The following is a 19643-nucleotide window of genomic DNA, read 5'->3' on the forward strand; positions in this document are numbered from 1 at the left end:
AGAGCACGACATCCGGCGCTGTCTCCAGCGCCCTTCTGCCGTACTCTAAAACTCTTGCAGCATTTCTTCTTTTCAGGCCGGGACGGCCCGCTACAGGAACCAGATCGCCCTCTGGGTGGAGGAGACCGAGACCGCCCCGGCGGCCAGCGCGTTGATCACGTCCTCCTTGTCGCTGATCAGCCCGCCGGCGATGATCGGCTTGTCGGTGCTTCCGGAAATCTTGCGGATCACCTTGGGCATGACGCCCGGGAGGATCTCCACGGCGTCGGCCTCGGCGGTCGCCAGCTGTCTGCCGATGTTGAAAAGCGCCATGGAATCCAGGACAAAAAACCGCTGCACCGTCAGCAGGCCGCAGCCCTTGGCGTGCCGCACGAGGGAGTGCTTGGTGGAGATGATGCCGTCGGCGCAGGTGTTCTTCGCGATGAAATCCACCACCACGTCCTGCGAGGTGAGGCCGTCCACCAGGTCGATGTGGACGAACGCCAGTTTCCCCGCCTCCTTCAGCTGCGCCACGATTCCGGCGATATTCAGCATATCCCCATAGAGTACAAACGCGATCGAGCAGTCGCTCGTCAGGCAGTTTTGGAGCCCTTCGGGGTTTTTGACCGCGGCGATCACCGGGCTGTCCCGCAGCGCCTCCAAAAATTCCTTCTTTCCAAGCATCTTGGCACCCTCCTTCCATATGGTACCGGCCCGCCGGTCACCCGCAGGCCTCCCGTTTCCCGCCGGAGAACGGCCAGTCGTTGACCACCTTTTCCGCGAAGCCGAAGAGCCGGTCGATCTTCAGCGGCGTGCCGTCGTCCAGCACCGCCGTCCCGGAATAATATCCGAACACCTGGTGCTGCTCCGCCCCGTAGCGGATCCCCGCGGGCGCGCTGGAATGGCGGTCGAGCACCGGGTCCATGGCCATCTCAAACCGCCCGTCGGAGGAGCGGAAGGTCCACGGCTTGGAGAAGGCGGTCTCGTCGTCCTGGATGACAAAGTCCACCTCTTCCAGCTTATGCGCCCTGCCGCCGTAAAAGAGAACATTTTCGGTGGCGGCGGAGGTGTCGCCGTACCGGCTGCCGATGTTGAAGCCGAACAGCCTGCCGCCGACCACCCCGCCCGCGCTCCCCCAGCAGGGGGTGCTGTGCTCCGGCCAGACCCCGCGGCCCCAGTCCTGGACGGCAAAGGCGCGCGACGGGTCATAGCGGTAGGAAAGCCCGCCCAGCCGAAACCCGCCGCTCACGCGGATGCAGGGGACCTTGTGGCAGTAGAAGAACAGCCCCGGCTCCTCCGCGAAGGGGAAGGCGTGCTCGCAGATGTCCCCCTCCGGGAACTCGAGCGCCAGCTCCGCCTCGAGCGGGTCCGCGCCGCTGAAATCCTCGAAGCGGACGTTCAGCGCCATTTGCCTGCCGGAATAGCGGTACTCGCCCACTGCGCGTTCGTTTTGGAACCGCACGTCCTCCCACGAGGTGCGCGGCGGGGACAGGACGCTGCTTTCCGCCGGGCAGAAGGCCATCTCGTTGACCTGCCGGTTTTCCCGGTAGTCCATGAAGCTGACCGACAGCCGGTGAAAAGCCCCCATGTTGGCCATCGAAAATCCGAGCCCGTAGTGATCGTCCCCGGCGAAATAGTAGTGCCATTCCTTGAAGAGCTCCTTCGGAAACCGGATGTTCTCCGGGTTGTAGCGCAGGCGGGGGGCGCGGGACCAGCCCGCCTCCACCAGCGTCCCGTCGGGCTTTAAGAGATCGTGCCGCGTTAAAATTTCGTGCTGCATCTGCTCCTCCTGTCTACCAGCGGTTGACCACTTTTTCCGCGAATCCGAACAGCCGTTCCACCGGGAGCGCGGTCCCGTCGTCCAGGACCGCCCGGCCGGTGAAATACCCGAACACCTGGTGCTGGTCCGAGCCGTATCGGGCGCCCGGAGGCGGGTTGGAGTGGCGGTCCAGGACCGGCGTGAAATCCATCTCGAACCGGCTGTCGGAGGAGGTGAACTTCCACGGCTTCATAAAAGAGGCCTCCCCGTCGGGAATCAGGAAGGACACCTCTTCCAGCTTATGCATCACGCCGTCGTAGACGACCATGTTCTCGGTGGCGGCGGAGGTGTCCCCGAACCCGTAGCCGATGTTGAACCCGAACGGCCTCCCGCCGATCCGGCCGCTGGCGCTTCCCCAGTACCACTGGTTCCGGCGGGGCCAGACCCCGCGTCCCCAGTCCATGACCGAGTAGGCGTCCCGCCCGTCGAAATCGTAGTGCAGCCCGCCGAGGGTAAAGCCGCCCGAGACGCGGATGCAGTTGACCTTGTGGTTGTAGTAGAACATCCCCGGCGCGTCCCCGAAGGGGATGACGACGACGGTGGTGTCCCCCCCCGGCATCTCGAGGCGCAGGTCGGCGTCGAGGGTCTCCCCGTCCAGCAGGTTGGGGAAAACGACCTTCAGCCGGGTCTCCCCGCCGTTCCGGAGGTACCGGCTCTCCGCGCCGTTCCAGGAGAAATGCAGCGGGCCGTCCGAGGTCGGCGGCGAGCGCAGGACGCTCTCCTCCGGCGTGCAGAAGGCGGTGTCGTTCGCCTGGATGTTGTTTTGGAAATCCATGAAGTTGACCGACAGGCGGTGCAGGCTGCCGACGCTGGCCGTGGAGAAGCCCAGGCCGTAGCGGTCGTTCCCGGCGAAGTAGTAGTCCCATTCCCGGATCTCCTCCCGCGGGAACCGGATCGCCTCCCGGTTGTAGGCGAGAATCGGCGCGCGGCACCAGCCCGCTTCGATCAGGTTTCCGTCCCCGTCCAGGAGGGGATGGGGTTTCGTAATCTCATGCTGCATGAAGAACCTCCTTCATTCCGCCGCTTTCCCTACATCCCGAGGTAGGCGACCTTGACGTGCTCGTTTTCGAGCAGCTCCTTCCCGGAGCCCTCCATCACCATCCGGCCGTTTTCCATGACGTAGGCGCGGTCGGCGATCCGCAGGGCCTGGCGGGCGTTCTGCTCGACGAGCAGGATGCTGATCCCCTGGGCGTTGAGCCGCTTGATGACCTTGAAGAGGTCGGCGATGATCATCGGCGCGAGCCCGAGGGACATCTCGTCGATCATCATGAGCTTCGGTTCGCTCATCAGCCCGCGCGCGATGCTGATCATCTGCTGCTCGCCGCCGGAAAAGGTGTTGGCCATCCGGTCCTCGTATTTCCGGATCGCGGGGAACATCTGGTAGGCGAAATCCAGATTCTTCTGCACGCGCGCCTTGTCCTTGCGGTAGGGGTAGGCCCCGATCAGCAGATTGTCCCGCGCGGAGAGCTCGGGGAAGAGCTGCCGCCCTTCGGGGACCATGCAGAGGCCCTTGCGCGCGATCAGGCTGGAGGGCAGCCCGGTGATTTTTTCGCCGCAGAAAAGGATCTCCCCGCCCGCGATCGGGTTCATGCCGGAGATGCTGCGCAGCAGGGTCGATTTGCCGGTCCCGTTCGCCCCCACGACGACGACCAGCTCGCCCTCGTCGACATGCAGGCTGACGTCCTGCAAGATTTGCAGGCCGCCCAACGTTACGTCCAGGTTATTGATCGTCAGCAACATCGTAATCCTCTCCCAAATAAGCTTTTATGACGCGTTCGTCCGAGGAAATCACCTGCGGGGAGCCGGAGGCGATGATCTCGCCGTATTCCAGCACATACACCTTTTCGCACAGGCTCATGATGACCCGCAGCACATGCTCCACGATGAACAGCGCGATGCCGAGCTCCCCGTTGACCTTTTTCACCAGCTCGAGCATCATCTCGACCTCGGTGGGGACCAGCCCCGCGAACAGCTCGTCGAGCAGCAGCATCTCGGGCTCGGTGGCCAGCGCCGCCGCGAGCTCCGCCTTTTTGCGCTCGAACATGTTGAGCCGGGGGATCTTGACCTGCTCCTTGCCCTCGAGCCCGACGAAGCGGATCATCTCATGGGCAAACGGCAGCGCGTCCTTCTTGCGCTTGCGGCGCAGGTAGGCGCCCACCAGCACCGACTCCTCCAGCGTCATCCCGGCAAACGACTGCGCCTTCTGGAAGGTGCAGGCGATCCCCGCGCGGCAGACCTCGACCGGCCCGAGTTTGGTGATGTCCCGGTCCTTGAAGCGGATCGTTCCGCTGTCGATCTTGTTGAAGCCGGAAATCGACTTGAACATGGTGGATTTGCCCGCGCCGTTCGGGCCGATCAGCCCGACGATCTGGCCCTTTTCCACCTCGGCGGTGACATTTTTGTTCGCGACCAGCCCGCCGAAAGCGATCGTCGAATTTTCGAGTTTGAAAAACATTTGCAGCAGCTCCTTTCCGGCTCAGGTCGTCGCGCGCTCTTTTTTGGCCGGCGTTTTCTTTTCATCTCTCTGGAAGAAGCTGATGATGCCCGCCGGCTTGAGGAGCGCCATGATAATCAGGACGCCGGCGTAGATCACCACCGAGAAAGGCGCGAACCTGCTCGGCATCATTCCGCGGACCAGTTCGTCGAGCACGATCATCGACGAGCCCAAAACCGGGCCCCACACATATCCCATGCCGCCGACGATGACCACCATGATGATCTTGAGCGAGATCGACGCGTTGAAGACCTCGGTGTTGTTGGACATCAGGTAGAGCGCGTAGAAGGAGCCGGCGAGCGATGCCATCAGGGCGCTGAACACGGTCGCCAGGATCCGCCAGTTCCCGATGTTGGAACCGAGCGCGCGCGCCAGGTCGGGGTTTTCCTTGAGCGCCACGAAGTTGGTGCCGATGCGGCTTCTCCGGATAAACACATAGAAGAGCATCGAGGCGACCGCGAGGGTGAGGACCATGTAGTACTGCTGGGTCTTGCTGAAGAGGTATTCCCGGGGCATCGAGATGCCCATGCTGCCGCCCGTGAGGTCGATGAGCTGGATCGAGAGGGAATAGACCGTCTGGTGCAGCCCGATGAGGGCCATGGTGAAGTAGAGCCCGGACAGCTTGGAGGCGATCACGCCCACCAGCAGGGCCATCAGGGTGTTGACGACCAGCCCCATGACGACCCCCGCGAACAGGCCCATCCCCAGGCGGTTGGTGGTGATCGTCATGCCGTAGACGCCGAGCCCGAAAAAGAGCGCGTGCGCGATCGAGAAGAGGCCGGACATGCCGGAGAGCAGGTTCCAGGACTCCCCGAGGGTGACGTACATCAGCGTGATGATAGCGATGTTGAGCACCCGCCGGTTGGCCGCCATCGGGAACAGGAGCGCCGCGGCCAAAAGGAGGAGGTACAGGATGACTCTTTTGTCGATTTTATATTTGGACTGTCTCATTGTGACTCCTCCTTTCTAAATGTTGCGCACGGCGTTTTTACGTTTGTTGAAAAGCCCGTAGGGCCGCACGAGCAGCACGACCACAAAGAGGCCGAAGAGCATCGGATCGTGGTAGGCAGTGCCGAGCACGCCGGAGATGAGCGCCGAGAGGACGCCGACCAGCACGCCGGTGATGAAGGCGCCGGTCAGGTTGTTCAGCCCGGCGGTGATGCAGATGACGAAGCCGATCAGCGTGATGTAGTCGCCGAAGTTCGGCTCGACGGTGAACATGGTCATCAGCATCATACCCGCGACACCGATCAGGATGAAGCTCAGCGAGAAGGCCAGGTCGAGGGTGCGCTCGCTGTTGATTCCCATCAGCCCGGCGACGTCCCGGTTCTGGACGACGGCGCGGATCGCCCGCCCGGTCCAGGTCTTGTTGAGGAAGAGCTGGAAGCTCACGAGAATCACCCCGGCCATGACGAAGCAGGCGAGCTGGATGATGCCCACGCTGATTTTCGGGGTGAAGTAGATGCGCTTTTCAAAGACGGCCAGGTCCCTCGGATAGGAGGTGAAGAAAAAGAGCACGAGATTCATGATGACGAGCTGAAGGCCCATCGTCGTCAGGATGTTCATGCCCTCGTCGATTCGTTTTAAAAGGGTCTTCCGCATCAGCCAGCCGATCGCAAAGTTGATGACGATGACCCCGAGGGCCGCCAGGATGACCGGCGCGTTGACCATCCGGATGAAGAAGAAGGTCAGGTACATCGAAAGCATGATACATGCGCCGTAGGTAAAGTTGACCATGCGCAGGGAGCCAACCTGGAATGTGAAGGCGCTGGACATCAGCCCGTACATGCCGCCGACGCAGATTCCATTGAGAATGATATTGATATAAGCCGATACGCCCATGTGGTACTCCATTCCGCCGCGCGCGCCGGCTGATGTTCGGGATTTGGGCCGGCCCCCGTCCGCGCGAAGGAATGACAGGGGCCGGTTATGAAGGGCCAAAGGGAAAGCCCCTGCCGCACGAAGGTATGGACAAGGGCTTTCCGGAGGGTTCCCGGGATTACTGCTCCCAGGGGATCACAGGGTCTTTCGTCCGCAGGAAATCGGGATACACCGCATACATGTCCCCGTCCATCCATTCGCTGATGACCATCTGTCCGGCACGGGTGTTGCTGTTGAACTCATCCCATTTGATGCCCCAGTACCAGGGGAGCTTGCCCTCCTCGAAGTCCAGGCTCTTCATCGCCGCGGCGAGCTTGGCGGTGTCGTCCCAGTCCTTTGGATCGACCTTCTTGAGGCACTCGAAATAGACGTTCATGCCGCCGTAGGCCTGCAGGGCGTGCGCGAGGGGCTTGTGCCCGTACTCCGCCTCAAAGTCCTCCTTGAACTTGGTGATGCCGGGGGCCGCGTCCTCGGAGATCGACGGGTTGGTGTACGACTGGGTCAGGATGCCGTTGGTGATCTCGTTGCCGAGGTCGGAGAAGTTGGGGGTGTCGTAGAAGATGCCGCCGGCGAGGATGACCTTCGGCCGGTAGTTGAGCTCGTGGATCTTCTTGAGGAAGAGCGTCCCGTCCGGGGTCCCCTGGATCGGGATCAGGATGTCGTAATCGGTGTTCTGCAGCTTGGTGATGATCGGCATGAAGTCCTTGTTGGTGTCCGGATAGCCCTCGTTGATGACCACCTGGACGCCGTTGGCCTCCGCCGTCTCAAGCATCGGGTTCGCGACGTGCTGAAGCCTCGTGGTGTAGAGCAGCGCGACCTTCAGGTCCTTAGCGTCCTTCCCGAGGAAGGTCTTGCCGATGTCGATGGCCTGCATCATCGCGCCCCTGGAGAAATCGTCGACGTTCGCGCCGCCGCGGAAGAAATAGGTGCTGGGGCCCTGGAGCAGGTCGGCGTCCCACGCAAGCGACAGGTAGAGCGCCTGCATGTCGTCCGCCATCGTGGCGAAGGTGCGGTCCGCGATGCAGCCGTAGCCGCTGATGAAGACGCGCACGCCGTCGTTGTAAAGGCGTTCAAATTCGGAGAGGGTGGCGTCCTGGGTGGGGCCGTCGGCAAAGACCATTTCGATTTTGCGGCCGTTGATCTCGCCCCCGACGTGCTCAAGCGCCATCTCCGCGCCGTACTGGTACTCGTGCCCTCCGAACGCGTTCGGTCCGGTCAGCTGGGTGACCATGCCGATTTTGAGCGGCGGGAGCTCCCCGTCCTCCGCGGAGCCGCCCGCGGCCGGGGGATTCGCAGCGTCGGGCTGCGTCGCTCCCTCGTCGCCGCACCCATAGAACAGCCCTGTCGCCAAGCAGGCGCTCAGCAGTACGGCCAGGATTCTTTTCGCCTTTGACATTTCTTTTCCTCCTTTGTATTGCAGCATTTTCAGCAATAAAAAAAACGAAAAATTTGCAATACCAAAGGTAAGGCAAATTTCTCGTTCTCTTAACTCTCTACGTGAAATTTACTAGTATTCTCTTGTCTTTATCATACTATCCGGTTTTTCCGCCTGCGTCAATCATATTTTGTGATGTTTATTCAATCCCACAAATTGCGAAAGAATAATTCGTCAGATTTTGATAGGAAAATTTCCATGTTTATACAAATCCCGGTTGGACGCCGCTGACGCCGATCTCCGTAATACGCTCTTCGCGGCCGCAGGGCCGAAAATGGAATTTATGACCGGCCTTTCCCGGAAAACGGCCGGTTGTGCAGACCGGCCCGCACCCACCGGCGCAACCGGTGCAACCGGAGCCGCCGGCGAACGGGGCGACCAGGGACCCCGGGGCGACCAGGGGCCGGAAGGCCCCGCCGGACCGCAGGGCCCGCAGGGACAGCCGGGCGGCAACGGCGCGACCGGGCCCACCGGGCCGACAGGACCGACGGGCCCCACCGGAGCGACCGGACCCACCGGAGCGACCGGCCCCGCCGGCGAAGCGGGCGCTGTCGGCGCGACGGGCGCGACCGGTGAAACCGGCGCCACCGGAGAGACCGGAGAGACCGGAGCCACCGGAGAGACCGGGCCCACGGGCGCGGCCGCGACCATCCGGATCGGCACCGTGACCACCGGCGACCCCGGCACCGAAGCCCAGGTCACCAACTCGGGCTCCGACGAGGACGCCGTCTTCGACTTTGTCATCCCGCGCGGGGAGCCGGGCGGCGGCGGGACCCCCGAGGTGCTGGCCACGGTGGACCCCACCGCCCAGCCGACCGCCGCGGGCGGCGCGCTCGCCTTCACCGACAACCCGCTCGTCTCGGGCACCGCGATCTCCCATACCGCGGGCAGCACCGACGTGGTGATCAGCCAGCCCGGCATCTACCAGGCGTCCTTCAGCGGCTCCTTTACGGCCGACGCCGGCACCACGATCCCCACGACCCTGCTGACGACCCTCAACCAGAACGGCGCGGCCGTCACCGGGGGAACGGCCCGGCACACCTTTACCGCCACCGGGGAGACCGCGGAGCTGACCTTCAGCGTCCCCTTCCAGGTGACGGCCACTCCGGTAAACCTCAACGTCGTCGCCAGCGGGGCCGGCTTCACCGGCAGGGACCTGACCCTCACGGTCATCCGCCTCGGCGACTGACCGGCCCTCTCTCCCGCTTTCCGTCTCCGCCCCCGCAGGGCGCAGACGCGGCCCGCGCCGCCCTTTGGGGCGGCGCGGGCTTTTTGGTCTTTTCCGGACATACAGAGGCGCGCCGCCCGTGGCTGCGGGCGGCGCGCCGGATCCGGTCTCCCGGACGAAGGGCGGCTGTCAGAAGAGGACCTCTTTGCGCGCGGGGGTCGCCTTGGCGATCAGCTTGCCGCGGTTGTAGGAGTAGAGGACCTCGCTCTTCTTGTTGAGGGCGTTGTAGAAGTTGTCGTTGTTGAGCACGATGAAGCTCGCGGGGTTGCCCTCCCGGATGCCGTAGCTGTCCCCGAGGTGCAGCGCCCGGGCGGCGTTGTAGGTGCAGAACCTGTAGGAGTCCATGATCTGCTGGTAGCCCATCAGCTGGCAGACGTGCAGGCCCATGTGGATGACGTCCCGCATGTTGCCGTCGCCGAGCGGATACCACGGGTCGAAGATGTCGTCGTGGCCGAAGGCGACGTTGTTGCCGTTCTCCAGCAGCTCCTTGACGCGGGTGACGCCCCGGCGCTTAGGGTAGGTGTCGAAGCGGCCCTGCAAATGGGTGTTGACCAGCGGGTTGCAGATGAAGTTGATGTCGCTCATCCGCAGCAGGCGGAAGAGCTTGCCGCAGTAGGCGTTGTTGTAGCTGTGCATCGCGGTGGTATGGCTGGCGGTGACCATGTCCTTCATGCCGCTTTCGAGCGCGCGGCAGGCGAGCACCTCGAGGCCCTTGGACTGCTCGTCGTCGATCTCGTCGCAGTGGACGTCGACCAGCTTGCCGTACTTTTCCGCGAGCTTGACGCAGAAGTTGACCGAATCGACCGCGTATTCACGGGTGAATTCAAAGTGCGGGATCGCGCCGACGCAGTCCGCGCCCATCCTGACGGCGTTCTCCATGAGCTGCTCGCCGTTCGGATAGCTCATGATGCCCTCCTGCGGGAAGGCGACGATCTGGATGTCGACGATCCCCTTGAGCTCCTCCTTGAGCTCGAGCATCCCCTCCATCGCGATCAGCGTCGGGTCGGTCACGTCGACGTGGGTGCGCACGAACTGGACGCCGTTGGACGCCTGCATCTGCACCGCGCGGCGGGCGCGGTCCTTGACGTCCTGCTTGGAGAGCTTCTCCTTGCGCTTGGCCCAGCACTCGATCCCCTCGAAGAGGGTGCCCGACATGTTCCACACCGGGTCGCCCGCCGTCAGGCAGGTGTCGAGGTGGACGTGTGGCTCGATAAAGGGCGGGATCGCCAGGCATCCGGTGCAGTCGACGACCTCTTCGCCCGGGTTGGGGGCGAGGTTCGCGGCGATCTTTTCAAACTTCCCGTCGGCGACGCGGATGTCGACCGCCTCGGTCCCGTTTTCCACAAAGATATTTTTGATCAGCATGCGATGATCTCCTTTCGTCACGTGTGTTCTCTTCCAACAGGCCTATGCCTTCTGCTTCGGACGGACGGCCATCTCCCAGATGAGGAAGATCACGGCCGCGACAACGAGCGAGTTGACCGGCTTGATGCCCCAGCTCACAAAGATGCCGATGAGCGCGCCGCCGATGACCGCGAGGATCGCGCCGGGGTTGACCACCGGGTTCTTGACGTCCTCCCTGGAATAGTCGCCGCGGTGCAGGATGTAGTGCAGGATGATGACCGCGCCGACCGGCGGGATCATGCCGGAGAGCAGGTTCAGGTAGCTGACGAAGTTGTTGTTGAGCCACACCGAGAAGACGGTGCCCACCAGTCCGCCGAGCAGGACCATCGGCTTCATCGGGATCTTGGTGATGTTCGAGACGCCGAGGCCCGCGGTATAGAGGGCGTTGTTGTTGGTCGTCCAGATGTTGAGCCCGAGGGTGATGACCGCCGGGATCGCGAGGCCCTGGAGGATGAGGATGTTGAAGATGTCCGCCACGCCGGTGACCGCGCCGCCGACCGCGCCGAAGATCATCATGACCGAGTTGCCCACGAAGAAGGCGACGACCGTCGCGGTGACGGCTACCTTCGGGGTCTTGGAGAAGCGGGTGAAGTTTGGCGTCGCGGTGCCGCCCGAAATGAACGAGCCGACGACGATCGCGATGCCCGCGGCGAGCGTCATCTTGTTCTCCACGCCGAAGACGTTCATGATGCCGCCCGCCTTCTGGATGCCCCAGGTCACCGAATAGACGCCGAGGATGGCGATGAGGGGCACGGCGATCGAGCCGAGGACCGCCAGCGCCTTGATGCCGAGGTAGGCGGTAATCGTCATGACCGCGCCGGTGACGATGACGAGCGCCCACACGGGCAGCTTGCCCTTGGTCAGCTCGGTGACGGGGAGCGCGAACATCGCGACGCCCACGCCGAACCAGCCGATCTGGGTGATGCTGATGATGGCGGAGGGCAAAAACGAGCCCTTTTCACCGAACGAGCGGTGCGCCAGCAGGTCGAGCGAAAGACCGGTCTTCTGGCCGATGTAGCCGAGGGTGCCGCAATAGATGCCCAAAAACGCGTTGCCGACGATCATGGAGATGAGAAAGCCGCTCAGCGTCAGCCCGATGCCCAGGTTGCCGCCCGCGGTCATGCTCGGGGTAAAGAAGGTGAAGCCCACCAGCACCACCATCGCCGCCCACATGCCCTGTACCTTTTTGTCCTTCGGTACCGCGCTGAGGGAATACTCGGAATCCTCCGCCTGGACTTTTTTCTCTTTCAGTTCGCTCATCGTTACCTCCCTTTCTGTCTGTGACACGCGCTGGGCGCGCATTGATGTAAGTAGTTTCATTAGCCGCTATCCACACTATATCATATGAATCCGCATTTTGCCACCTGATTTTTGTACAAATTATTGTCTTTTTCTTTGGCAAGTTGTTGACAAGCCATGTGAAAACTGTCCAAATGCAAGCAAATCATGAAACCGATTACAAAGCGCGTCTTTTTTTGCCGGAGGCCTTCCCGGGGCCTTGCATTTTCCCGGACGGGTTGGTAAGCTATAGGTAGACGAGTGGACAGGGGGCGGGGGCTTGAATATCAAGGAGATTGCGCGACAGGCGCAGGTGTCGGTCGCGACCGTCTCGCGGGTGCTCAACCACCCCGAACAGGTCCAGCCGGAGACCCGCGAGCATGTGCTCGCGGTCATGGAGCAGTTCCACTACACCCCCAACTGGTTCGCGCGCGGGCTCAACCTCGGCCGCACCAACACGGTCGCCCTGCTCGTCCCCACCTTTGAGCACGGCATCTACCACCGGGTCATCACCGGCGTCGAGACGGTCGCCGCCAAAAAGGGCGCGGGCGTCCTGCTCTGCAACACCCACGGCACCGCCGAGGGGGAGGTCGACTCGCTGCGCATGGTGCTCGACCGCAAGGTGGACGGCGTCATCCTCGGGGCCGCCCGCCTGAGCGCCGCTCAGCTCGACGCCACCGGCCTGCGGGAGCGTCCCTTCGTGATCATCGGGCGCGGGGACGGATTGGGCGACGTGACCGCCTGCTACATCAACTTCGAGGGCAGCGCCGCCCGGATGACCCAGCACCTCTTTGAGCTGGGCCGCCGCCGGGTCGACCTGCTGCTCGACGAGGATTCCCACTCGAAGAGCGGCGCGATCCTCCAGGGCTACCGCGCGGCGTGCGCCCAGGCGGGGCTTCCCGCCGGGCAGGTCCACACCGCCGAGGACAGCCTGCGGGGCGGTTATCTGGCGGCGCGGCGGCTCTTTGCGACGGGCAGCCTGCCCGACGCGATCTTCGCCTCGAGCGACGAGCTCGCCTTCGGCGTTATGAAGGCGGCGCGCGCCGAGGGGGTCGATATCCCCGGGCGGCTCGCGGTGGCGGGGTTCAGCGATTCCCCCATGTGCGAGCTGGTCACTCCCGAGCTCACGAGCGTCGAGCAGCCCGCCCACCGGCTGGGTATGGTCGCCGCGCGCCTGCTTTTCGACCTGATCGAGGACGAGCAGCTTGCCGACCGCGTGCCGCAGCAGGTCGTGCTCCAGCCCAAGCTGAAAATCCGCCGCTCCTGCGGCAACGAGAAATATATCTATGAGCTGTTTGAATGAGAGGGGTTGGGTTCCATGTCGTTAGCAGTGCCTTTTCTGGGCAGGCAGCTGAAAAACCCGGTCATCGTGGCCGCCGGTCCCTGGTCGCGCAGCGCGGCCGCCATTCAGCGGTCGATCGACGCGGGCGCCGCCGCGGTCGTCACCGAAACGATCACCCTGGAGGCGGGCACGGTCATCCGGCCCCGGCTCTACCTCGACGACGGGCGGCTTTTCAACACGATGCTCTATTCCACCCTCGACCTCGAGCAGTGGGAGCAGGAGATGGACCGGATCGACAAGCGGGACTGTATGCTGATCTGTTCGATCTGGGGGGCGACCCCCTCGGAGGCCGCCTACATCGCCTCCAAGGTGGAGCGGATGGGCGCCGATGCGGTGGAGCTGAGCATCAGCGCCCCCATCGGCACCAAAAACGAGCGGCTTTCGAGCCATCCGGAACACATCGGCGAGTTTGTCCGCACGATTGTGGCGGCGGTGGAGATCCCGGTGATGGTCAAGCTCTCCTACGACGCGAGCATCAACACGGGCTTTGTCCGCGCGATCGAGGAGGCGGGCGCCTCCGCCGTCAGCGCGATCGACAGCCTCAAGGGGCTGTCGGGCGTCGACATTGAACGCCAGCAGGCCGTCATGCCCACCTACGGCGGCTATACCGGCCCCAACATCCGGCCCGTGTCGCTGGCGGTCACCGCCACCCTCTCCCAGCTCACCCGCTGCCAGATCTGCGGCATCGGCGGGATCGAGAGCTTTGAAAACGTGCTGGAATTCATCATGCTCGGTGCCAACACCGTCCAGCTCGCCTCCGCGGTCATGCTGCACGGCTACGGCCGCATCGCCGAAATCGTCCAGGGGCTCGCGGCGTGGGCCGACGGGCACGGCGGGAGCATCGAACGTCTGCGGGGCGCCGCGCTCGGCTCCCTCATCCCCTTCGAGGAGATTCCCGAGCAGCCGCTTGTGAGCGAGCTGCTCTCCCCCTGCGCGCGGGAGGACTGCTCTCTCTGCGCCGGCGGCTGCCTCTACGGGGGCGTGCGCCGCGAGGCGGACGGCATCGTTACCGACCCCGCCCGCTGCACCGGCTGCGGGCTGTGCGTCGCGCGCTGCCCCGATAAAAAGCTCCGCCTTGTCTGGAAGTAGCATTACAAAAGGAAAGGCCGCCCGCGAGGGCGGCCTTTCCTTTTGGCGAGGACTTGCCGCTCATCGAGCGGTATCGTTTGCCGGTGGTCGACCGGCGGCGGTTTTCGATTTGCCGCTCGGGGAACGGCGGAGTTGCCGGGTCCCGCCCCGGCAGGCGGCCCCATTTCTTGTACGGACAAGAAATGGGGGAAAGAAGCCGCAGGGGGCTTGGGCGGCCTGCCCGGGCTGCGCCCGGAGCGCGCTACGCGCGACGGCCGCTCGCGGGCGCTCCGCCCCGCGTCCCCGGCTTGAGTCCGCTTCGCGGACCCGGCCCTGTGGGCCGGATTCTCTATAAGGATGGCCTGCGGCCAAATCCCCTTGACCCCCACGCCGCCTCCGGTTGGCCTGCGGCCAAAGTCGGCGGCGCCCCGTCCACGGATCAGCGGACAAGCCGACAGCATCCCGCCCGCCGCCGCGCCGCGGGCGCAATGCCTCTGCCGGAGAGTCTCCGGAACCGTACCGGGAGCGCGTTTGGGGGGGCACGTCCGCCTTTGCGTGGCGCGCAGCGCCCACAAGGAAGCGGAAAACTGCGCGGCTTCGCCGCGCACGCGCGCAGGGCGCGCGAACGCCCGGAACGGACGTTGTTTTCCGCCGGGTGTCCCCGGCGAGCCATCCGGTGTGCGTTGTTGGGAGCGCCCGCAACCTGAATTGTGCCCACAGCTGGTGTACCCGTGGGGAGCAGCGGTAGTTCGCGGGTTCTGGCAAGGTACTCCCGGAGATCCCTAAGAACCCGGCGGAGGGTTCTTAGGCGGACTTTTGGTTCCTTTTCGTCCGTCCGAAAAGGAACCCGTGGTGCGCGGCGGAACGCGCTCGTATTTCTTGCCGCTTTTTAAGCGGCAATTCCCGTCTAAGTCCCGCCGGGCGCAGCGCGGTACATCCAAAACCGCCGCCAGGGCGGGACCCGGAAATCCCCGCCGCCGAAGGCGGCTCCCCTAAAGCGCCCCGAAGGGGCGCGAAAAAAGCCCCGCCGGGCGCAGCGCGGCAAACCCAAATTCACAGCTTCTTTACAAAATTATCTATGATTCTACATAACTACAATTTATATTATAGATAATTCATAGCTAAATAAGAGACGGGAGGCGAACGGCGCAATGGAACCTGCGGAGTTTAAAAACCAGGTCTGGGCGCTCATGCGGGACATCACCGACCGGATGAACGGCGTGTTCCATCCGATCATCGACCGCTACGGGCTGACGATCATGCAGATGCGGGTCCTTTTTGAAATCCGCCGGGAGGACGGATGCACGGTCAGCGGGCTGAGCCGGAGGGTGTGCGCGGCGGGGACCAACGTCTCCGCGCTCTGCAAGCGGCTCGAACGCGAGGGCCTGCTTGAACGCTCCCGCGACCCGCGGGACGAGCGGGTGGTGCACATCACGCTGACCGGGGAGGGCCGCCGGACGGTCGACGAGGTCGACGCGCTTGTCACCCGCGCCTTCCCGCTGCTGAACGAGGAGGACGCCGAGGTGATCCTCGACGGCATGCAGAGGCTCAGCCTCCTGCTCCAGAAGCGCGATTCCATTCAAGAGAACCCCTGACCGGAAAGGATGATTCATATGCAGGAACAACCGAAAATCCCGAAAAAACCGCTGTTATATTATGTCGTCATGGTCATGCTGGTCATGATGTTGCTCAACATCTTCGTCTTCCCGTTGCTGCTGCAGCCGCGGGTCACCGAGGTTGATTACGGCACCTTCATGAGCGACGTGGAGGCGGGTAAGGTCACCGAGGCAAATCTCGATGACGGGTACGTCTACTATGCGATCCCCAATGAGAAAAATCCCAAGCAGGCGGATCTCTACATGACCGGGCAGATGCCGAACGACACCGGGCTGGTTGACCGCCTCTATGAGAAGGGGGTCAAATTCTCCAACATCGTGCCGGAAAAGGCCTCTCCCCTGATGAGCTTTCTGCTTACCTGGATCCTGCCGCTGGCCATTTTCGCGCTGATCGGGCAGTTCTTCATGCGCTCGATGCAGAAGCGGATGGGCGGCGGAGGCAACGCGATGACCTTCGGCAAGTCCAACGCCAAAATCTATGTGCAGGCCCAGACGGGCAAGACCTTTAAGGACGTGGCGGGCGAGGACGAGGCCAAGGAGGCCCTCACCGAGATCGTCGACTTCCTCCACAACCCCCGCAAATACGCGGAGATCGGCGCAAACCTGCCCAAGGGCGCGCTGCTTGTAGGCCCTCCCGGAACGGGCAAGACGCTGCTCGCCAAGGCGGTCGCCGGCGAGGCGGACGTCCCCTTCTTCTCGATCTCGGGTTCCGAGTTCGTCGAGATGTTCGTGGGCATGGGCGCGGCCAAGGTCCGCGACCTCTTTAAGCAGGCCAATGAAAAAGCCCCCTGCATCGTCTTCATCGACGAGATCGACACGATCGGCAAAAAGCGCGAAAGCGGTGTGATGGGCGGCAACGACGAGCGGGAGCAGACCCTCAACCAGCTGCTCACCGAGATGGACGGCTTCGACGGGCGCAAGGGTGTCGTCATCCTCGCCGCCACCAACCGCCCCGAATCGCTCGACCCGGCGCTGCTGCGCCCCGGCCGCTTCGACCGGCGCATCCCCGTCGAGCTGCCCGACCTCGCGGGCCGCGAGGCGATCCTGCGGGTCCACGCACAGGACGTGCGGACCGAGTCGGACATCGACTGGGGCGTGATCGCCCGCGCGACCGCGGGCGCCTCGGGCGCGGAGCTTGCCAACATCGTCAACGAAGCCGCGCTGCGCGCCGTCAAATATGGCCGCACCCTCGTGAACCAGAGCGACCTTGAGGAATCGGTCGAAGTGGTCATCGCGGGCTACCAGCGCAAAAACGCGGTCATCTCCCCGCGCGAGCGGGAGATCGTCGCCTACCATGAGATCGGGCACGCGCTCGTCGCCGCCAGGCAGACCGACTCCGCGCCGGTCCACAAGATCACCATCGTGCCGCGCACCTCGGGCGCGCTCGGCTACACGATGCAGGTGGACGAGAGCGAACGGGTGCTCATGTCCCGGGAGGAGGCCTTAAACAAGATCGCCACCCTCACGGGCGGGCGCGTGGCGGAGGAGGTCGTCTTCCAGTCGGTCACGAGCGGCGCCTCCAACGACATCGAGCAGGCCACCAGGCTCGCCCGCTCAATGGTCACCCGCTACGGCATGAGCGACGCCTTCGGCATGGTCGCGCTCGAGACGGTCCAGAACCCCTATCTCGGCGGCGACGCGTCGCTCGAGTGTTCCGCCGAGACGGCCGCCCGCGTCGACCAGGAGGTCATGGGCATCATCCGGGAGGCGCACGACAAGGCCGTCAAAATTCTCCGCGACAACGAGCCCAAGCTCCACGAGCTGGCAAAATACCTGCTCGAAAAGGAGACGATTACCGGCGAGGAATTCATGCGGATTCTAAACGCGTGACCCCCGCCCGACTGTGAGGAACCAGACCGATGCGATGGATTTCCAACCTGATCCCGACCCTCGTCTACACAGTGCCCGCCGTGCTCATCGCGATCTCGCTGCACGAGTTCGCGCACGGCTGGGCGTCGTGGAAGCTGGGCGACCCCACCCCCCGGGCGACCGGGAGGCTCTCCCTCAACCCGCTACGCCACCTCGACCCGATCGGCACCCTCTGCCTGCTGGTCTTCCACTTCGGCTGGGCAAAGCCGGTGATGGTCGACCCGCGCTACTATAAAAACCGCAAAAGGGGCATGGTGCTCACCGCGCTGGCCGGTCCGGGCATGAATTTTTTGATCTCTCTCGTCTGCACGCTGGGCATGGGGCTCATCCTCAGGCTCACGGGCGGCTATGTGGGAGCGGTCGTGCGCTACATCTACTACCTGCTCTTCTACACCTCCGCGATCAGCACCGGCCTGGGGCTCTTCAACCTCATCCCGGTGCCGCCGCTCGACGGCTCCAAGGTGCTCGGCGCAGTGCTGCCCGAGGACAAATACTTCGGCTACATGCGCTACGAGCGGTACGGCGCGCTCATCATGATGGTGCTGCTCTTCACCGGCGTCCTCGACCGGCCGCTCGCCTTTTTGAGCGACGGCCTGAGCGATTTCTTCTGGCTGATCACGGAGGCGGTCTTCCGCCTCTGAAAAGCTTCGCCGGCCTTCTCGCACCGAGCCGCAGCGAGGCGTGTCGGAGGCCAACCGCCCAAAGGGCGGCTCTTAGGCCGTAGATAAGGCCGCGGGTGAGAAAATGCCCGGCGTTCCGAATGGAACGCCGGGCATTTTCGAGGGCGGAGCCCTTCGCGTCTTTTCCCGGGAAGCGCGGCGCGGGGCGCTGCCCCGCGGCCCCGCCGCCTTTTAAAAAAGGTGTCGCGAAGCGACAGCCCGAATGGGGTCACCATTTGCCCGCAGGGCAAGTGGCGGCGAAAATTTCAAATCCCGAAGCCCTTCAGTGGTTGGCGCGGCGGTAGATCTCGTAGGCGTCGGGCGCGTCAAGTACCCGGAAGGTGCCCACCTTGCGGGTCCCGCCGTACATGCAGTTGACCGCGAGCCGGTGCAGCACTTCGTCCGGCTGCGTCCCGATGCCGAGCTCGCCAAAGCAGGTCGGCATCCCGAGCGAGCGGAAATAGTCCACCGTCGCGTCGATGCCCGCGCGCGCCGCCGTCCGCTCGTCGGCGTTTTCAATGCCCCAGACGTTTTTCGCGTAGCGCGCGAACCGCGCCGGGTTCGTCTCCCAGCAGTAGTCCGCCCACGAGCCCCACACCGTTGAAAGGCTCGCGCCGTGCGCCACATCGAACATCGCGGACAGCTCGTGCCCGAGCTGGTGGGGCGCGAAATCCTTGACGCCGCCCAGCCCCGTCAGGTCGTTGTGGGAGAGGCTCCCCGCCCACATGAGCTCGCTCATCGCGTCGTAGTCGTGCGGGTCCCGGACCGCCGCGCGGCCCTTTTCGATCGCCACCCGCAGCACCGATTCGGCGATCTGGTCGGTCAGCTCGTTGCCCAGGATCGGGCAGAAATACCGGTCGAGGGTGTGCATCATGATATCCACCACGCCGCACGCCACCTGGTAGACGGGCAGCGTGAAGGTGATCTCCGGATTCATCACCGCAAAGCGGGGCCGCACCAGATCGCTGCCGAGCCCGCGCTTCTCCCCCGTCTCCTCGTCGGTCAGCACCGACGAGCTGCTCGTTTCGCTGCCCGCCGCGGAAATCGTCAGCACGACCCCCACCGGCGCGCAGCCCACGGGGACCGCCTCCCGCGTCCAGAACTTCCAGATGTCCACGCCGGGATTGCCCAGCCCCAGCGCGACCGCCTTGGCCGTGTCGATGACGCTTCCGCCGCCCGCAGCGAGCACGAAATCCGCCCCGAACGCCCGCGCCCGTTCCAGCGCCTCGCGCGCAAAGGCGAGCCGCGGATTGGGCTTGACCCCGCCGAGCGCCTCATGGGCGAGCCCCGCCGCCGCGAGGCTGCCGGTCACCCGGCCGATCAGCCCGCTTTTGACCGCGCTGCCGCCCCCGTAGAGCACCAGCACCCGGCTGCCGCCCAGCTCCTTTACAAGGGAGCCCACCTGCGTCTCCGTCTCTTTCCCGAACACCACGCGCGTCGGGGAGTAGTAGGAAAAGCTCTGCATTGCCAAACCTCCTCAATCAGATATGCCGTCCCTGTCATTGTAGCCGCGTGAAAACGGGATGTCAAGCGGGCCGCGGGGGCGCCAAAGGCGCCGGAAGCGGCCCGGG

17 protein-coding genes are annotated in these 19643 nt (G+C 64.1%); 6 read left to right on the forward strand and 11 right to left on the reverse strand.

Annotated features, from left to right (window positions below):
* Positions 1 to 90: 90 nt before the first annotated feature.
* The 8 genes from C1A13_RS12975 to C1A13_RS13010 all read right to left on the reverse strand — a co-directional run bounded on the left by C1A13_RS12975 (position 91) and on the right by C1A13_RS13010 (position 7569).
* On the reverse strand, positions 91 to 663 hold the full coding sequence (locus C1A13_RS12975; RefSeq protein WP_101552679.1) for a glycerol-3-phosphate responsive antiterminator: 573 nt from the start codon (positions 661 to 663) through the stop codon (positions 91 to 93).
* A gap of 37 nt (positions 664 to 700) precedes the next feature.
* Positions 701 to 1759, reverse strand: a complete 1059-nt coding sequence (locus tag C1A13_RS12980; protein WP_101552680.1) for a DUF2804 domain-containing protein — start codon at positions 1757 to 1759, stop codon at positions 701 to 703.
* Between the two features lie 13 nt (positions 1760 to 1772).
* Positions 1773 to 2798, reverse strand: coding sequence for a DUF2804 domain-containing protein (locus C1A13_RS12985; protein WP_101552682.1), 1026 nt, complete (start codon positions 2796 to 2798; stop codon positions 1773 to 1775).
* Positions 2799 to 2827: 29 nt separating this feature from the next.
* On the reverse strand, positions 2828 to 3538 hold the full coding sequence (locus C1A13_RS12990; RefSeq protein WP_306575962.1) for an ABC transporter ATP-binding protein: 711 nt from the start codon (positions 3536 to 3538) through the stop codon (positions 2828 to 2830).
* Complete coding sequence (locus C1A13_RS12995) at positions 3519 to 4253, reverse strand: ABC transporter ATP-binding protein (RefSeq protein ID WP_101553284.1); 735 nt, start codon at positions 4251 to 4253, stop codon at positions 3519 to 3521. Before C1A13_RS12995 ends, C1A13_RS12990 begins: the two co-directional genes overlap by 20 nt.
* 21 nt (positions 4254 to 4274) lie before the next feature.
* Positions 4275 to 5243, reverse strand: coding sequence for a branched-chain amino acid ABC transporter permease (locus C1A13_RS13000; RefSeq protein WP_101552684.1), 969 nt, complete (start codon positions 5241 to 5243; stop codon positions 4275 to 4277).
* Positions 5244 to 5258: 15 nt separating this feature from the next.
* Positions 5259 to 6134, reverse strand: coding sequence for a branched-chain amino acid ABC transporter permease (locus tag C1A13_RS13005; protein WP_158595723.1), 876 nt, complete (start codon positions 6132 to 6134; stop codon positions 5259 to 5261).
* 157 nt (positions 6135 to 6291) lie between these two features.
* A complete protein-coding gene (locus C1A13_RS13010; protein WP_172439286.1) occupies positions 6292 to 7569 on the reverse strand; it encodes an ABC transporter substrate-binding protein in 1278 nt (425 codons plus the stop codon).
* 313 nt (positions 7570 to 7882) lie between these two features.
* Here C1A13_RS13010 and C1A13_RS13015 point away from each other — a divergent pair, with 313 nt between their 5' ends.
* Entirely contained in the window at positions 7883 to 8797 is a 915-nt protein-coding gene (locus tag C1A13_RS13015) for a spore surface glycoprotein BclB (protein WP_101553285.1), read from the forward strand.
* A 168-nt stretch (positions 8798 to 8965) separates the two neighbouring features.
* Here C1A13_RS13015 and codA read toward each other — a convergent pair whose 3' ends face one another.
* Both codA and codB read right to left on the reverse strand, forming a co-directional pair.
* Positions 8966 to 10201, reverse strand: a complete 1236-nt coding sequence (gene codA / locus C1A13_RS13020) for a cytosine deaminase (RefSeq protein WP_101552691.1) — start codon at positions 10199 to 10201, stop codon at positions 8966 to 8968.
* A 42-nt stretch (positions 10202 to 10243) separates the two neighbouring features.
* Positions 10244 to 11500: a cytosine permease gene (codB, locus tag C1A13_RS13025; protein ID WP_101552693.1), complete on the reverse strand. Its 1257-nt coding sequence runs from the start codon at positions 11498 to 11500 to the stop codon at positions 10244 to 10246.
* Between the two features lie 298 nt (positions 11501 to 11798).
* On the opposite strand from codB, the gene C1A13_RS13030 reads away from it, so the two are divergent.
* The 5 genes from C1A13_RS13030 to C1A13_RS13050 all read left to right on the forward strand — a co-directional run bounded on the left by C1A13_RS13030 (position 11799) and on the right by C1A13_RS13050 (position 18054).
* Entirely contained in the window at positions 11799 to 12821 is a 1023-nt protein-coding gene (locus tag C1A13_RS13030) for a LacI family DNA-binding transcriptional regulator (RefSeq protein ID WP_101552695.1), read from the forward strand.
* A gap of 15 nt (positions 12822 to 12836) precedes the next feature.
* A complete protein-coding gene (locus C1A13_RS13035; protein WP_101552697.1) occupies positions 12837 to 13949 on the forward strand; it encodes a dihydroorotate dehydrogenase in 1113 nt (370 codons plus the stop codon).
* Between the two features lie 1130 nt (positions 13950 to 15079).
* Entirely contained in the window at positions 15080 to 15523 is a 444-nt protein-coding gene (locus C1A13_RS13040) for a MarR family winged helix-turn-helix transcriptional regulator (RefSeq protein WP_101552699.1), read from the forward strand.
* An 18-nt stretch (positions 15524 to 15541) separates the two neighbouring features.
* Complete coding sequence (ftsH, locus tag C1A13_RS13045; protein ID WP_417007823.1) at positions 15542 to 17374, forward strand: ATP-dependent zinc metalloprotease FtsH; 1833 nt, start codon at positions 15542 to 15544, stop codon at positions 17372 to 17374.
* Positions 17375 to 17403: 29 nt separating this feature from the next.
* Positions 17404 to 18054, forward strand: coding sequence for a site-2 protease family protein (locus C1A13_RS13050; RefSeq protein ID WP_242970877.1), 651 nt, complete (start codon positions 17404 to 17406; stop codon positions 18052 to 18054).
* 301 nt (positions 18055 to 18355) lie between these two features.
* On the opposite strand, the gene C1A13_RS13055 is transcribed toward C1A13_RS13050, so the two are convergent.
* On the reverse strand, positions 18356 to 19537 hold the full coding sequence (locus tag C1A13_RS13055; protein WP_101552703.1) for an iron-containing alcohol dehydrogenase: 1182 nt from the start codon (positions 19535 to 19537) through the stop codon (positions 18356 to 18358).
* Positions 19538 to 19643: the final 106 nt, after the last annotated feature.

The organism is Anaerotruncus massiliensis (ex Togo et al. 2026) (assembly GCF_900199635.1).
GTDB classification, from domain to species: domain Bacteria; phylum Bacillota; class Clostridia; order Oscillospirales; family Ruminococcaceae; genus Anaerotruncus; species Anaerotruncus massiliensis.

What these genes read in the sequence shown, in the direction of transcription:
- C1A13_RS13010 (WP_172439286.1), bottom strand. Translation starts at nt 7,569, where the DNA reads ATGTCAAAGGCGAAAAGAATCCTGGCCGTACTGCTGAGCGCCTGCTTG.
- ftsH (WP_417007823.1), top strand. Translation starts at nt 15,542, where the DNA reads ATGCAGGAACAACCGAAAATCCCGAAAAAACCGCTGTTATATTATGTC.
- C1A13_RS12995 (WP_101553284.1), bottom strand. Translation starts at nt 4,253, where the DNA reads ATGTTTTTCAAACTCGAAAATTCGACGATCGCTTTCGGCGGGCTGGTC.
- C1A13_RS13040 (WP_101552699.1), top strand. Translation starts at nt 15,080, where the DNA reads ATGGAACCTGCGGAGTTTAAAAACCAGGTCTGGGCGCTCATGCGGGAC.
- C1A13_RS12985 (WP_101552682.1), bottom strand. Translation starts at nt 2,798, where the DNA reads ATGCAGCATGAGATTACGAAACCCCATCCCCTCCTGGACGGGGACGGA.
- C1A13_RS12990 (WP_306575962.1), bottom strand. Translation starts at nt 3,538, where the DNA reads ATGTTGCTGACGATCAATAACCTGGACGTAACGTTGGGCGGCCTGCAA.
- C1A13_RS12975 (WP_101552679.1), bottom strand. Translation starts at nt 663, where the DNA reads ATGCTTGGAAAGAAGGAATTTTTGGAGGCGCTGCGGGACAGCCCGGTG.
- codA (WP_101552691.1), bottom strand. Translation starts at nt 10,201, where the DNA reads ATGCTGATCAAAAATATCTTTGTGGAAAACGGGACCGAGGCGGTCGAC.
- codB (WP_101552693.1), bottom strand. Translation starts at nt 11,500, where the DNA reads ATGAGCGAACTGAAAGAGAAAAAAGTCCAGGCGGAGGATTCCGAGTAT.
- C1A13_RS13055 (WP_101552703.1), bottom strand. Translation starts at nt 19,537, where the DNA reads ATGCAGAGCTTTTCCTACTACTCCCCGACGCGCGTGGTGTTCGGGAAA.
- C1A13_RS13005 (WP_158595723.1), bottom strand. Translation starts at nt 6,134, where the DNA reads ATGGGCGTATCGGCTTATATCAATATCATTCTCAATGGAATCTGCGTC.
- C1A13_RS12980 (WP_101552680.1), bottom strand. Translation starts at nt 1,759, where the DNA reads ATGCAGCACGAAATTTTAACGCGGCACGATCTCTTAAAGCCCGACGGG.
- C1A13_RS13000 (WP_101552684.1), bottom strand. Translation starts at nt 5,243, where the DNA reads ATGAGACAGTCCAAATATAAAATCGACAAAAGAGTCATCCTGTACCTC.
- C1A13_RS13015 (WP_101553285.1), top strand. Translation starts at nt 7,883, where the DNA reads ATGGAATTTATGACCGGCCTTTCCCGGAAAACGGCCGGTTGTGCAGAC.
- C1A13_RS13050 (WP_242970877.1), top strand. Translation starts at nt 17,404, where the DNA reads ATGCGATGGATTTCCAACCTGATCCCGACCCTCGTCTACACAGTGCCC.
- C1A13_RS13035 (WP_101552697.1), top strand. Translation starts at nt 12,837, where the DNA reads ATGTCGTTAGCAGTGCCTTTTCTGGGCAGGCAGCTGAAAAACCCGGTC.